Annotated in this window: 9 protein-coding genes and 3 tRNA genes; 8 read left to right on the top strand and 4 right to left on the bottom strand. The window is 63.3% G+C overall.

Annotation, left to right across the window (positions count from 1 at the left end; genetic code table 11):
* Positions 1-8 precede the first annotated feature (8 nt).
* The 3 genes from ilvN to ilvD form a co-directional block, all read right to left on the bottom strand.
* Positions 9-521, bottom strand: coding sequence for an acetolactate synthase small subunit (gene ilvN / locus OIT41_RS12780; protein WP_028264679.1), 513 nt, complete (start codon positions 519-521; stop codon positions 9-11).
* 2 nt (positions 522-523) lie between these two features.
* Positions 524-2,425, bottom strand: a complete 1,902-nt coding sequence (locus OIT41_RS12785) for an acetolactate synthase large subunit (RefSeq protein WP_241707470.1) — start codon at positions 2,423-2,425, stop codon at positions 524-526.
* A gap of 408 nt (positions 2,426-2,833) precedes the next feature.
* Positions 2,834-4,555: a dihydroxy-acid dehydratase gene (gene ilvD, locus OIT41_RS12790; protein WP_264636566.1), complete on the bottom strand. Its 1,722-nt coding sequence runs from the start codon at positions 4,553-4,555 to the stop codon at positions 2,834-2,836.
* A gap of 288 nt (positions 4,556-4,843) precedes the next feature.
* Here ilvD and OIT41_RS12795 point away from each other — a divergent pair, with 288 nt between their 5' ends.
* From OIT41_RS12795 to OIT41_RS12805, 3 genes are all read left to right on the top strand, one after another.
* Positions 4,844-5,893 (top strand): hypothetical protein, encoded by a 1,050-nt coding sequence (locus tag OIT41_RS12795; RefSeq protein ID WP_264636567.1) that lies wholly within the window; start codon positions 4,844-4,846, stop codon positions 5,891-5,893.
* A gap of 152 nt (positions 5,894-6,045) precedes the next feature.
* Positions 6,046-6,121: transfer RNA gene (locus OIT41_RS12800), tRNA-Lys, on the top strand.
* Positions 6,122-6,191: 70 nt separating this feature from the next.
* A tRNA-Lys gene (locus OIT41_RS12805) sits at positions 6,192-6,267 on the top strand.
* An 89-nt stretch (positions 6,268-6,356) separates the two neighbouring features.
* Here the strand turns inward: OIT41_RS12805 and OIT41_RS12810 are convergent.
* A complete protein-coding gene (locus tag OIT41_RS12810; protein WP_241707467.1) occupies positions 6,357-6,845 on the bottom strand; it encodes a MarR family winged helix-turn-helix transcriptional regulator in 489 nt (162 codons plus the stop codon).
* 112 nt (positions 6,846-6,957) lie between these two features.
* Here OIT41_RS12810 and bcp point away from each other — a divergent pair, with 112 nt between their 5' ends.
* The 5 genes from bcp (at position 6,958) to OIT41_RS12835 (ending at position 14,312) form a co-directional block, all read left to right on the top strand.
* On the top strand, positions 6,958-7,431 hold the full coding sequence (gene bcp / locus OIT41_RS12815) for a thioredoxin-dependent thiol peroxidase (RefSeq protein ID WP_241707466.1): 474 nt from the start codon (positions 6,958-6,960) through the stop codon (positions 7,429-7,431).
* Positions 7,432-7,558: 127 nt separating this feature from the next.
* A tRNA-Leu gene (locus tag OIT41_RS12820) sits at positions 7,559-7,640 on the top strand.
* Between the two features lie 133 nt (positions 7,641-7,773).
* Complete coding sequence (locus OIT41_RS12825) at positions 7,774-9,441, top strand: ABC transporter substrate-binding protein (protein WP_264636568.1); 1,668 nt, start codon at positions 7,774-7,776, stop codon at positions 9,439-9,441.
* Between the two features lie 79 nt (positions 9,442-9,520).
* Positions 9,521-11,026, top strand: a complete 1,506-nt coding sequence (locus OIT41_RS12830) for a malate:quinone oxidoreductase (protein WP_078108570.1) — start codon at positions 9,521-9,523, stop codon at positions 11,024-11,026.
* Between the two features lie 64 nt (positions 11,027-11,090).
* A complete protein-coding gene (locus OIT41_RS12835) occupies positions 11,091-14,312 on the top strand; it encodes an efflux RND transporter permease subunit (RefSeq protein WP_241707464.1) in 3,222 nt (1,073 codons plus the stop codon).
* Positions 14,313-14,420: the final 108 nt, after the last annotated feature.

Consider the following 14,420-nt stretch of genomic DNA (forward strand, 5'->3'; position numbering starts at 1 on the left):
ACAGTGTCCTAAGCGGAGCGCAAAGCCCTGTCACTCATGGAGCGGGATCCCCGCCCAACGGCCAAGGTGCCGGACTGCACTATTTCGCGGATGCCGAACGGCTCGAGCACTGAGAGCAGCGCTGCGAGCTTTTCCGGGGTACCGGTTGCCTCAATGACCACCGAGTCTGTGGAAACGTCAACCACTGAGGCACGGAACAAGTCTGCAGCTTGGGTGACCTGCAGGCGTGTCGCGGCATCCGCACGTACCTTGACCAGGATGTGGTCACGTTGCACGGAAGATTCTGAAGTCAGCTCGACGATCTTGATCACGTTGATCAGTTTGTTGAGCTGTTTGGTGACCTGCTCGATGAGGTCGCCATCGGCGTCGACGACGACGGTCATCCGGGAAATCCCGGAGACCTCGGTGGGACCGACGGCCAGGGAGTTGATGTTGAAGGCGCGCCGGGCGAACAGGCTGGCCACGCGGGTCAGCACGCCGGGCTTGTCTTCGACCAGAACGGACAGTGTGTGGCGGCTCATGGCTAGTCCTCCTCTTCCCATTCCGGGGTCATGTTGCGGGCAACCTGGATCTGGTCGTTCGAGACTCCGGAGGGGACCATCGGCCACACCATGGAGTTCGGGCTGACCACGAAGTCGATGACCACGGGACGGTCATTGATTTCCAAGGCCTTCTGGATGGTGGCGTCGATGTCCTCGTCCCGTTCGCAGCGGAACGCGGCACAGCCGTAGGCGTCTGCCAGCTTGACGAAGTCCGGGATGCGGACGGTGTCGTGGCCGGTGTTCAGGTCGGTGTTGGAGTAGCGGCCTTCGTAGAAGAGGGTCTGCCACTGGCGCACCATGCCCAGCGAGGAGTTGTTGATGATGGCAACCTTGATGGGGATTTTGTTGATGGCGCAGGTGGCCAGTTCCTGGTTCGTCATTTGGAAGCAGCCGTCGCCGTCGATCGCCCACACCACGCGGTCGGGTTCGCCGACCTTGGCGCCCATGGCTGCCGGCACGGCATAACCCATGGTGCCGGCACCGCCGGAGTTCAGCCAGGCATGGGGACGCTCGTACTTGATGAATTGGGCAGCCCACATCTGGTGCTGGCCAACGCCCGCGACATAGATTCCTTCCGGACCAGTGAGCGCACCGATGCGTTCGATGACCCGCTGGGGGGCGCTGAGTCCGTCATCCGGTTCGGTCCAACCCAGGGGGTAGGTATCGCGGAGATTGTTGAGGAAGGCCCACCAGCCGCCGAGGTCCGGGGTGCCGGACAGTTCGAAAGCGGTACGGACAGCCTCGCTCAGTTCCGGAATGATCTCCTTGACGGAGCCCACGATCGGAACGTCGGCCGTACGGTTCTTGGAGATCTCCGCGGGGTCGATGTCAGCGTGGATGATCTTTGCGTGCGGAGCGAACGTGCTGAGGACACCCGTCACGCGGTCATCGAAGCGCGCACCAAGGGTGATCAACAAATCAGACTGCTGCAGCGCGGTTACCGCAGAAACCGTGCCGTGCATGCCGGGCATCCCGACGTGCTGGGGGTGGGAATCCGGGAACGCGCCGCGGGCCATGAGGGTAGTCACCACTGGAGCGCCGGTGAGTTCCGCGAGCTCACGAAGTTCGGCCGATGCGTGGGCCTTGACCACACCGCCGCCGACATACAGGACGGGCTTGTTTGCCGCAGCGATCAGCCGGGCAGCCTCGCGCACCTGCTTGTTGTGGCCGCGGACCACCGGACGATAGCCCGGCAAATCGATCTTGGGCGGCCAGGAGAAGGTCATGGTGCCCTGCTGGGCGTTCTTGGCGATGTCCACCAATACGGGACCGGGACGCCCGGTGCTCGCAAGGTAGAAAGCCTCGGCCATGACATGCGGAATGTCGTTGGGATCCGTCACCAGGAAGGAATGCTTGGTGATCGGCATGGTGATGCCGACGATGTCCGCTTCCTGGAAGGCATCGGTGCCGATGACGGAAGCCGATACCTGGCCGGTAATGGCAACGAGGGGCACGGAGTCCATGTGGGCATCCATGATGGCGGTAACGAGGTTGGTGGCGCCGGGGCCAGAGGTGGCGATGCAGACGCCAACCCGTCCGGTAACCATGGCGTAGCCTTGCGCTGCGTGGCCGGCTCCCTGTTCGTGACGGACCAGGACGTGATTCATCTTGGAGGCCATCAAGGGGTCATAGGTGGGGAGGATCGCGCCACCGGGCAAACCAAAAATATCGTCGACGCCGAGTTCTTCGAGCGAGCGGACAATAGCTTCCGAGCCGGTCATCACCGTTGGGGGTACAACGTTGTTCGGCCCGAGTACAGGAGAGGGAGTTGCAGCAGTGTCGACGACGGCGTCAGCCGGACGGTCGACCTTTTCCGGAGCCTTGGGGGCTCCAGCGGACTTTGCAGCCATCAGCGAGGGGCTGATCGGCGATCCTTTGCTCATCGGACTCTTCCTTTGGGGATCTTCAATTAGTGAAAGTTACTGCGGGTACTGCGTTCATGCGGGTTCTTGCTCAAATGCGCCGTCCCCTGCGGGAAATAAAAAAACCCCTCAGCCTTGCGGCTCTTCGAGGGGTTGCGCGTGACGGTTCGTTACCAGTCGGGCTAGGAGGCCACGCGCTTGGTAAGTACGACAGTGCCCACGGTGGCGCCGACAGTAACGAATGCGATCATGCGTTCAGTGTTCCCTCTTAGTGAGATAGGTGTCAAACGATAATGACGCCATCTCACTATATGGACGCCGTTGTCCACGGATTGGTCCTACCCCGGCTGCCCAACTAACTCGCAGTTGTTGTCGTTATGAGGCGTCAAAACGACAACAACTGCGAGTCAGTTGGGCCGGAACCCGGAATCACCCGCAATAAGCACCCGTGGAGGCGCTGTGCACCAGCTTGGCGTACTTGGCGAGGACGCCCTTGGTGAACTTGGCCGGGAGGGGCTCCCAACCGATCTTGCGGGACTCGAGTTCGGATTCGTCCACCAGGAGGTCGAACGAACGGGCGGCGATGTCCACGCGGATCTTGTCGCCGTCCTTGACGAAGGCGATGGGTCCGCCGTCGACGGCTTCGGGCGCGACGTGGCCGATGCAGAGGCCGGTGGTACCGCCCGAGAAACGGCCGTCGGTCAGCAGGAGCACGTCCTTGCCGAGGCCCGCGCCCTTGATGGCGCCGGTGATGGCGAGCATCTCACGCATGCCCGGGCCGCCCTTGGGTCCTTCGTAACGGATCACGACGACGTCTCCGGCCTTGATCTCGCCCTTGTCCAAAGCGTCGAGCGCACCCTGCTCGCGTTCGAACACGCGGGCGGATCCCTCGAAGACATCGGCGTCGAAGCCGGCACTCTTCACGACGGCACCTTCCGGAGCCATGGAGCCGTGCAGGATGGTGATGCCGCCGGTCTTGTGGATCGGGTTGTCCAGGGCGCGCAGGATCTTGCCGTCGAGGTCAGGCGGGTTGATGGACTCCAGGTTCTCGGCGAGGGTCTTGCCGGTGACCGTCAGGCAGTCGCCGTGCAGCAGGCCGGCGTCGAGCAGCGCCTTCATGATGACGGGCACTCCGCCGATCTTGTCGACGTCGGTCATGACGTAGCGGCCGAACGGCTTGAGGTCGCCCAGGTGCGGGATCTTGTCGCCGATGCGGTTGAAGTCGTCCAGGGTCAGCTCGACCTCGGCCTCGCGGGCGATTGCGAGCAAGTGCAGGACGGCGTTGGTGGAACCACCGAAGGCCATGGTGACCGCGATGGCGTTCTCGAACGCCTTCTTGGTCATGATGTCCCGGGCGGTGATGCCGAGGCGGAGCAGGTTGACCACTGCCTCGCCGGACTTGCGGGCAAAGTCATCACGACGGCGGTCTGCCGAGGGCGGGGCGGCCGAGCCCGGCAGGGACATGCCGAGGGCCTCGCCGATGCACGCCATGGTGTTGGCCGTGTACATACCGCCACAGGCGCCTTCACCAGGACAGATCGCGCGTTCGATGCGGTCGAGGTCTCCGCGGCTCATCTTGCCCGCAGCGCACGCACCCACGGCTTCGAAGGCGTCAATGAGGGTGACTTCCTTCTCCGAACCGTCCTCGAGCTTGACCCAACCCGGCATGATGGAACCGGCGTAAAGGAAGACGCTGGCGAGATCCAGGCGCGCGGCTGCCATGAGCATGCCCGGGAGGGATTTGTCACAGCCGGCCAGCAATACGGAGCCGTCGATGCGCTCGGCCTGCATGACCGTTTCAACGGAGTCGGCAATGACTTCACGGGAAACAAGGGAGAAGTGCATGCCCTCGTGGCCCATCGAAATGCCGTCCGAAACGGAAATGGTGCCGAACTGCATGGGGAATCCGCCGCCGGCGTGGACGCCTTCCTTGGCGCCCTGGGCGAGTCGGTTGAGCGAGAGGTTGCACGGCGTAATTTCGTTCCACGAGCTCGCGACGCCGATCTGGGGCTTGGCGAAGTCGTCGTCGCCCATCCCTACGGCCCGGAACATGCCTCGCGCGGGGGCGGCATGGATGCCGTCCGTTACGACCCGGCTGCGTGGCTTGATGTCCGGCTGGTTGTCTGTCGCAATGGGGGTGTGGTCACTCATGGGCATGAGTCTATGACTCCTGAGCTGCGGCGAACGAACACGCTTGGCGGGTTAAGGCGAATTTGTCCCTATTTCGTGCAATATTTCATTCAAATAATGGACGCTCGTCTCAATATGTGAGACGAACATTTTATGGCCATCTGCAATTCCGTCCATCTGGATCGCAGGAGCCCGGAAGGCAGGGATTCGATTGACCTATGTGGATTCACTAATCTAGACAGCCCCGCGACACGGACGTAACGTCAAATCACCACACACCTGCGCCACTCGAACAGAAGGGCTCCTCCCATGGATTGGTTGATCTGGGTCATTGTCATTGTGTTGATCGTCGCAATTGTTTGGTGGCTCTTGAGCCGAAATAGCTCGAAGTCATCTGCCGGCGCCGCGGCCTCGTCCTCTCCATCCGCTACCGCCGCATCGCCACAAATGGACGTCGCTTCCGCCGCGTTGACAGGCTCCGCCCCGTTGGTGGCCACCACCGCGGCTGCCGATCCAGACCCGGCCGCATCACGAACGGCCGCACCCGAACGCGAACCGGAGCAGGAACCGACTACCGAAGCGGGCGACGTCGACGACTGGGAGCGACTGGCCCCGCTTCCCGAAACCGGAGCGGCGGCCCCGGAAGAGTCCCCCGCGGCCGAAACCCCGGTGGAGGAACCCGCAATCGAGGAGCCCACGCTCTCGGAACCCGTACTGTCCGAGGCCGCGGTGTCCGAAGCCGCCGAGCCTCCCGGCGCCGAGCCGGAACTTGAAGGGGGCGTGACGGCCGACGACGTCGCAGTAGCCGACGCCGGACCTTCCGTTCCGGCCGACGCCGGCGCTCAGGCGTCGGCGGCCACGGAGCCAACCACTCCCGAACAGTCGGCCGACAGCGCAGAGTGGGAAGCCACCTGGAGCGAAGGCGGCGCCCCGGCCACCCCCGCGCCGATCCACCACCGCGAGTACACCGACGCCCACGCACCGACGCTTCCCGGGGCCGAATCCGCTGCGGCGGAGGCAGTCGACGCTGCCGCGGAAGGCACACGGGACGACCGGGCGGGAACTCCCGAGGCCGCCTCGGCCCCTGCTGAGCCGAGGGCCCAGGCCCCGGACTCGACGGGCGCGTCGCCTTTGGGCGGGCATCTCGCCGCCGATCAGCCATACGGTGAAGGGTCGGCTGCGGCGGGCGCTGACGGGAGCGGTCCCGATGGCTACACCGTCAAAGGCAATGCGGACACCATGACCTATCACGATGAAGACAGCCCGTCCTATGACGAGGTCAAAGCCGAGGTCTGGTTCGTTTCGAGCGCCCACGCGGAGGCAGCAGGCTTCCGGCCGCCCCGCAGGAACCGCCGCTGAGAGCCTCAAGGAGCTAAAGAGACGCCTCCCAGGCAGAGCGGCGAGGGAGGCGCTGGTCGATTTCACACTTCGGCAAGTGTCGTGTAGAGTTACATGTCGTTGCGGAGATCAACGAGGGAAGAAAAGCCCTCCGCGGATCGAAATCGACAAATGCACCTCTAGCTCAATTGGCAGAGCAATTGACTCTTAATCAATGGGTTCCGGGTTCAAGTCCCGGGGGGTGCACCAAAGGGAAGGGCCCTTGAGCGGCAACAGCCGCTCAAGGGTTATTTCTTTGCATTGTGCGCAACAAGCAATTGCACCTCTAGCTCAATTGGCAGAGCAATTGACTCTTAATCAATGGGTTCCGGGTTCAAGTCCCGGGGGGTGCACCAAAGGGAAGATCCCTGGATGGCTGAATGGCCGTCCAGGGATCTTTTTGTTTTTCGGCCAGCTTCGCTTCGCGGACCAGGGCTTCGCAGGCCTAGTTGGAAGCCTCGCTCGCCGCCGCGCCTGAATCCACTGCGGCAACAATGTCGTTGACAATTGCCGAAGAATGATTACTCGCCAATTCGCGTACCAGCGCCTGCAGTTCCCGCCGCAGCTTGGCCGTGTCCACGGGAACCGGTGCAAGAACTTCGCGTTCCAACTGCGTGGCGAGGCCGAGGGTGCGCTCCCCCGCTTCGGTCAGGCTGACCACCTGGCTACGGCGGTCGGACACGCTGCGTGCGCGGCTGACGTGCCCATGGGCCTCCAGCCTCGTGAGCGTCTTCCCCATCGTCTGCGCCTGAACCCGGACGATCTGGGCGAGCATCGACTGGGTGGTCGGTCCGTTGACGGCAAGTACTTCCATGACAATGACCCCGGCATGGGTCAGATCCATACCGCGCAGTTTCTCGTTCCAGGCATGCTCCACGAGGCGCGCGGCCGTTGAGAGCAGGCGCCCAGTGGGCCACCTTTCCATATCAGGCATAAAGGCCAGTATATAGACCGCCCGGCGAAGATCCGGCCGGGGGTAGTTCAATTCGTGAAGCGCCCGGCCCGTCACTAAGCTTGGTGGTCGCGGACGCGAGCAAGGAGCACACATGGCTGAAAGACTCATTCCAGGGGACACCGCCCCGGATTTCACCCTCAAGGACCACACGGGGCGCGAGGTCAGCCTGGCCTCGCATCGCGGCCGCAGTACGGTGATCTATTTCTACCCCGCGGCGTCAACTCCTGCATGCGCCAAGCAGGCCTGCGACTTCCGCGATTCCCTCGCCAGCCTTCAGGCCGCCGGTTACGACGTCCTTGGAATCTCCCCGGACACCGTGAAGGACCTGGAAAAGTTTGTGGCCGAAGAAGCGCTGACCTTTCCCCTGCTTTCCGATGAAGGGCACAGGGTCGCTGACGCCTATGCCGCCTGGGGCGAAAAGAAGAACTATGGGCGCACGTACCAAGGGCTGATCCGCTCCACCATCGTGGTGAATCCCGACGGCAAGGTGGCGGCGGCCCAGTACAACGTGCGGGCCACGGGCCACGTGGCCAAGCTCCGGAGGGACCTCAAAATCGACAAGTAGCCGCCACCCTGCGGCACAGACGCGCGGCCGCCACGATTAAATCGGCCGACGCGAAACCGCGGGTACAATGGAGGCCGGTATATGACCGGAGCGGAAGCCCCGACTCCCGGTCCGGGTACCGACACCAGCGCGAGTGGTGAAATTGGCAGACACGCAGGATTTAGGTTCCTGTGCCTTCGGGCGTGGGGGTTCAAGTCCCCCCTTGCGCACTTTCAGGAAGTGCCCCGGTCCTCGGCCGGGGCACTTCCGCTTTCCAGCCGGGACTCAGGGCCCTGAACTAGACTGGACTGCGGTCCGGCTGCCGCGGGCCCCAGCCCGTCCAACTGCCTTGAGGGGACAAGAGTGGTAAGCAGCAAGCTTCGCCGAATCACGCTACAAATCGGCGCAGGCCTTCTGGCCGTTGCCTTGACCTCGTGCACGGTAAGTCCTGGACCAGCACCGTCAACCTCGGCCGCGGGCGGCGCTTCGGCAGAGCCGAGCAAGACCTTCAACTTCGGTACCCCGTCGATGCCCCTTGGACTCGACCCCGCATTGACGAACGACTCCGAGTCGTATCGCATCACGCGGCAAGTCATGGAAGGCCTGGTGGGGGTCGATGCTTCCACCGGCCAACCAACACCCCTGCTTGCCACCTCCTGGTCACAAGGAAATGACGGACTCAGCTACGACTTCACGTTGCGGTCGAAGGTCACCTTCCAGGATGGAACCGCCTTTGACGCCGCCGCCGTCTGCAGCAACTTCAACCGTTGGTTCAACTTTCCGGCAACGCTGCGTCAGCAGGCACCGGGCATCGCATTCAAGAGCGTCTTCAAGTCCTTCTCGGACGACGCTTCGCTTTCCCTCTTCAAGAACTGCAAGGTCGTCTCCCCCGGCCACGTCCAAATCAACCTGACCAAGCCCTTCACGGGCTTCCTGCAGGCCTTGACGCTGCCGGCGTTCGCCATGTCCTCCCCGAAGGCCTTGGCCGACGAGACCGCCAACGTCCTAGACAAGAAACTGTCAGGACAGCCGGCGTCGGCCTACGCCTCGCACCCTGTGGGCACCGGCCCTTACATTTTCTCCTCGTGGAGCCAAGACCGGATCACGCTCAAGAGCTACAAGGGCTACTGGGGCGACCGCGGAGAGATTGCCACGGTCAACTTCATTCCGTTCGACTACCCGCAGGCCCGGCTCCAGGCCCTGCTCGCGGGAACCATCGATGGATACGACCTCGTCACCGCCGGCACCTTCGACCAACTCGTCAAGAAGGGCATGCAAATTGTCCAACGGGACCCGTTCTCCGTCATGTACCTGGGGATGAACGAGTCCGTGGCGCCCCTCCAGAACCTCGGGGTGCGCCAGGCAATCGAGATGGCCATCGACAAAGACACCCTCATCCACAAGTTCTTCATCGACAACACCTCACCGGCGTCCCAGTTCGTTCCCCCCAAGCTGAGCGGCTTCAACAACAACGCACCGTCCCTGGGATACGACCCGGACAAGGCCAAGCAGTTGCTCGCCAAGTCCGGCTACAAAGGCGAGGAACTCAAGTTCTACTACCCGCTCAATGTCACGCGCGCCTACCTTCCCACTCCGGAGAAGATCTATGCGGAGATCAGCGCCGAGCTCACCGCCATCGGACTGAACATCAAGCCGGTACCCGTGAACTGGGATGACGGCTACCTCCAGAAGGTTCAATCCCCCGGCGACCACGCGCTCCACTTGCTCGGTTGGAACGGCGCCTACTCGGACCCGGACAATTTCGTGGGCACCCTCTTCGGAGAGAGCAACGGCGAGTTCGGCTACAGCGATCCACAGGTGTTCTCGAAGATCGACCGGGCCCGGGGACTCCCCGAAGGCGCTGACCGCAACTCGCAGTACCAGACCATCAATGCCCAGATCGCGGCGACCGTCCCGGCAGTGCCCATCGCATTCCCCATCTCGGCCTTGGCCCTCTCCGACCGCGTGGAGAAGTACCCGGCATCGCCTGTCTTAAACGAAGTTTTTACAAACGTTCGCCTGAAGTCTTGACGTCCCGCCGCAATTTCAGTTATGTGCCCACGCGGGGATATTCTGTGACAGCCAGTGCCGCCGCTATCGGAGATAGATCGTGACCTTCATTTCCAAGACACACCACGCTGACGTCGTCCTTATTGGGGGCGGGATCATGAGCGCAACCCTGGGTGCGTTCATCAAGCAACTCGAACCCAGCTGGACCATCTCCCTCTTTGAGCGACTCGACGAAGCCGGCCTGGAAAGCTCCGGACCGTGGAACAACGCGGGAACCGGGCACGCAGCGCTCTGTGAGCTTAATTACTCACCAGCAGCGAAAGACGGGTCCGTTGACCCATCCAAGGCCCTCCACATCAACGAGCAATTCCAGCTCTCCCGGCAGTTCTGGTCCCACCTCGTGGACAACAAATTGATCGGCTCGCCCAAGGGCTTCATCAACACGGTTCCGCACATGAGCTTCGTCATCGGCGACAAGCACGCAGACTTCCTCAAGACGCGCTATGAAGCACTCAAGCCGAACACACTCTTCCGCAGCATGGAATACACGGAAGACCAGGCACAGATCGCCAAGTGGGCTCCGCTGATCGTCAAGGGCCGCGACGCCAAGCAGCGCGTTGCCGCCACCCGCGCCGCGGAAGGCACCGACGTCGACTTCGGCGCCTTGACCCGGGAGCTGACCGGCTACCTCGCCGCCAACGGCGTTGAAGTCAACTATGGCCACGACGTCACCAATGTGAGCAAAGCCTCCGACGGCGGCTGGGACCTTTCGCTCAAGTACCCGGCTTCCGGCGAACACAGCCGGATCCACGCCAAGTTCGTCTTCGTCGGCGCCGGCGGTGGAGCACTCCACCTGCTCCAGGCATCGGGCATCCCGGAAAGCAAGGGCTACGGCGGTTTCCCGGTGTCCGGACAGTTCTTCCGCTGCACTGACGAGGCCATCGCCGGCCAGCACGGCGCCAAGGTCTACGGCCAGGCCTCCGTGGGCGCCCCGCCCATGTCCGTGCCGCACCTTGACACCCGCTACGTTGACGGCAAGCGTTCCCTGCTTTTCGGCCCCTACGCCGGATTCTCCACCAACTTCCTCAAGACGAGCAGCTACCTCGACCTGCCGCTGTCCATCCGCCCCGGCAACATCATCCCGATGCTGGCCGTGGCCAAGGACAACATGGACCTGACTGCGTACCTGATCAAGGAAGTGGCCAAGCGCCACGACGCCAAGGTGGAGTCCCTCCGCGAGTACTACCCCCAGGCCGACGGCGCCAACTGGGAGCTCATCACCGCGGGCCAGCGGGTGCAGATCATCAAGAAAGACTCCAAGAAGGGCGGCGTGCTGCAGTTCGGCACCGAAGTGATCACGGCCCGCGACGGCTCCATCGGAGCACTGCTCGGGGCCTCCCCCGGAGCCTCCACTGCCGTCCCCATCATGATCGAGATGCTCCAGCGGTCCTTCCCGAAGAACTTCAAGGGCTGGCAGTCCAAGCTCAAGGAAATGATGCCGGGCTACGGCGTCAAACTGAACGACAATCCGGAACTTGCGGCCGAGTTGGAAGCGAGCACTGCCCGTTCGCTCCAGCTTGAGCCTGCCGACGCCGTCCAGCACTAGCAGCCGTCCGGGCTGCGGCCGGTTCGAGACAAGAGACAGACCGTAGATCCCAGGAGACAGTGCAATGTTCCGTCTGGCAAGGCTTTCACTGGCGAACAGGGCATTGATCGCGCTGATCACCGTCTTCGCGGCGGTGTTCGGCGTGATCACCATGTCGTCCCTGAAGCAGGAGCTCATTCCCTCGATCGAGTTCCCGCAGATCTCGGTGATCACGTCCATGCCGGGCGCGTCCCCGGAGGTTGTCGACAAGCAACTCAGCCGCCCGCTCGAAACAGCGCTGAACAGCGTCGAGGGCCTCGAGTCGACAACGTCGACGTCACGGAACGGTGTTTCGCAGATCACCATGGTGTTCACGTACGGTTCGAACCTGGACCGGGCACGCAACCAGATCGATCGGGCCATCTCCAATGCGAAACGTGTGCTGCCGGCCGACGTCGAGCCGCAGTCTTTCGCCGGCAGCATCAGCGACTTCCCGATCGTGTACTTGGCCGTGTCTTCGGACAAGCCTCTCAGCGAGTTGAACACGGACCTGCAGCGCTTGAGCGTTCCCCGGCTCCAGAAGCTGGACGGGGTCCGCAGCGCTGACGTGACAGGCGGGGCCACCCAGCACATCCTGATCCAGCCCAAAGCCCCGGCGATGGCCGCCAGCGGCGCCACGGTCCAATCGCTCACGAATGCCCTCAAGAACAACGGAACCCTGGTCCCGGCCGGGACCATCGAGGATCAGGGCAAGACCCTCTCGCTGCAGATCGGGAGCCCGGTGGACTCCCTCGACGTCATCAAGGGCTTGCCCCTCACCGGGGCGAAGGCCGGCACCACCATCGGCGGCGTTGCCGACGTCAGCATCCAGGACGACGCCGCAACATCCATTACCCGGACCAACGGTAAACCGACGCTGGCCCTGTCCATCACGAAGAAGCCCGACGGCGACACCGTCGCCATTTCACACGCCGTCAAGGATTCCATTCCCCAGATGGAAGCCGAGCTCGGCTCCAATGCGCACTTCACGCCGGTGTTCGACCAGGCCCCGTACATCGAGAAATCCATCAAGGACCTCACCACTGAAGGCCTCCTTGGACTTGGCTTCGCAGTCGCAGTCATCCTCGTTTTCCTGATGTCCGTGCGCTCTACGCTCGTGACGGCGGTGTCCATTCCGTTGTCGCTCCTGATCACGTTCATCGGAATATCGGCGACCCATTACTCGCTCAACATCCTCACCCTCGGAGCGTTGACCATCGCGATCGGCCGGGTGGTGGACGATTCGATCGTGGTGATCGAGAACATCAAGCGGCACCTGAGCTACGGCGAACACAAGCTCGCGGCGATCCTCAATTCCATCCGGGAAGTCGCCGGTGCCATCACGGCGTCCACCCTCACCACGGTTGCCGTCTTCCTGCCGATCGCCTTCGTGGGCAACCTGGCAGGCGAACTGTTCCGGCCCTTCGCCCTGACGGTGACCATCGCCCTGTTGTCCTCGTTGCTCGTGTCCCTCACCATCGTTCCGGTGTTGGCTTACTGGTTCCTCAAGTCGCCATCCGCTGCCGCGGCCGTGGACGCCCATGCCGCGGAGAACGCCCGGACAAGGGCGCACGAGGCAGAGCAACGCAGCCGGCTGCAGCGCGGCTATTTGCCCATCCTGTCCACAACCCAGAAGCACCCGGTCATCACAATCGTGGCCGCTGTCCTGGTATTGGGTGGTACTGCGGCCATGTCCCCGTTGCTCGCCACGGACCTGCTCGGCGACTCCGGCCAGAACAGCATGACCGTGCGCCAGGTCCTTCCTGCGGGCACCAGCCTGGAGCAGACCGGCGCCGCCGCTGCGCAGGTGGAATCGGTCCTGCGGGGCATCGATGGCATCAAGGATGTCCAGGTCACGTCGGGCAACGCCCAAACGGGCTTCGCCGCACTCACCTCAAGCGGGGCTTCCAATTCGACATTCACGGTGGTGACCGACGACAAGGCCGACCAGCAGAAACTGCAGGACACGGTCCGGTCCCGGCTCGCCAGCGCCTCGGCTGCCGGGAAGGTCACTGTCGGCGCACAGCAAGGCGGCCTGGGCACGTCTTCCAGCGTGGACATCACCATCAACGCCGCCAACGCAGCGGATCTCAAAACGGCAAGCGACGCCGTCGCGAAGGCCATGGACGGCGTGCCCGGAAGCGCCGAGGTAGCCACCAACCTGGACGCGAGCCAGTCTGTGGTCCAGGTTAAGGTCGATCGCGCCAAGGCCGTCGCAGCCGGGCTCAACGAAGAACAAGTTGCCGGCGTCCTGGCGTCCACGGTCAGTCCCATCCCCGCAGGAACTGTCCGTATCGACACCACGGACTTCCCGGTACAGATCGGCGAGGGCACGCACTTCAGCAGCATTGCCGATGTCAGCGCCATCAGTCTCCCGACGCCGGCCGGGCCCGTTCCGCTGTCCAGTATCGCGTCGGTGGAGCAGGTGGACACTCCCGTATCCATCACCAGCAGCAACGGCCAGCGCACCGCGAAGGTGACCGTCACGCCGTCGGGCTCCAACCTTGGCTCCGTCAGCACGGCAGTCAGTGACCGGCTGGCCGCCGTGCGGCTGCCGGCAGGCGTCACAGCCACGATCGGTGGCGCCACGACGCAGCAGGCGGACTCGTTCAGCCAGCTTGGCCTCGCGCTCCTGGCCGCCGTCGCCATCGTCTATGTCATCATGGTGGCGGCGTTCAAGTCCCTCATCCAGCCCCTCATCCTGTTGGTGTCCGTGCCGTTCGCGGCGACCGGCGCCATCGCGTTGCTCCTCGTCACGGGTGTTCCGCTCGGGCTGCCTTCCCTGATCGGCATGCTGATGCTGGTGGGAATCGTGGTGACCAATGCGATCGTCCTGATCGACCTCATCAACCAGTACCGCAAACCACACGATGGCAGTCCCGGGATGAGCGTGGCGGATGCCATCACCCACGGCGCCAGGCAGCGGCTACGCCCGATCCTCATGACGGCGCTTGCGACCGTATTCGCCCTGACGCCCATGGCTTTGGGCCTCACGGGAGGCGGAGGGTTCATTTCCCGGCCGCTCGCGATCGTCGTGATCGGCGGCCTTGTGTCGTCCACGGCTTTGACGCTCGTCCTTGTTCCCGTCCTCTACAAGCTGGTCGAAGGCCGGCGGGAGAAGAAGGCGCTGCTCAAGGCGCTCACGCAACGCCCCGACGTCGTGAAGGACGGCATCGCCGGCCATGGCGAGGGCGAGCACCTGGACTGGACCACCGGAATGACTCCCAAAGTCACAGGCCGCCGGTCCGCTTCCAGCCCCGCCGAGTAGGGCGGCTCACCGGGAACAAAATGGCGTTGTGCCCTGTTGCAGGCAGTGATACATGCAAATGCATCTATTTTGGGATAGACTGTTGGCAGAGCCCGGACACCAATCGGG

Source organism: Arthrobacter sp. YA7-1, from assembly GCF_025960325.1.
GTDB classification, from domain to species: domain Bacteria; phylum Actinomycetota; class Actinomycetes; order Actinomycetales; family Micrococcaceae; genus Arthrobacter; species Arthrobacter bambusae_A.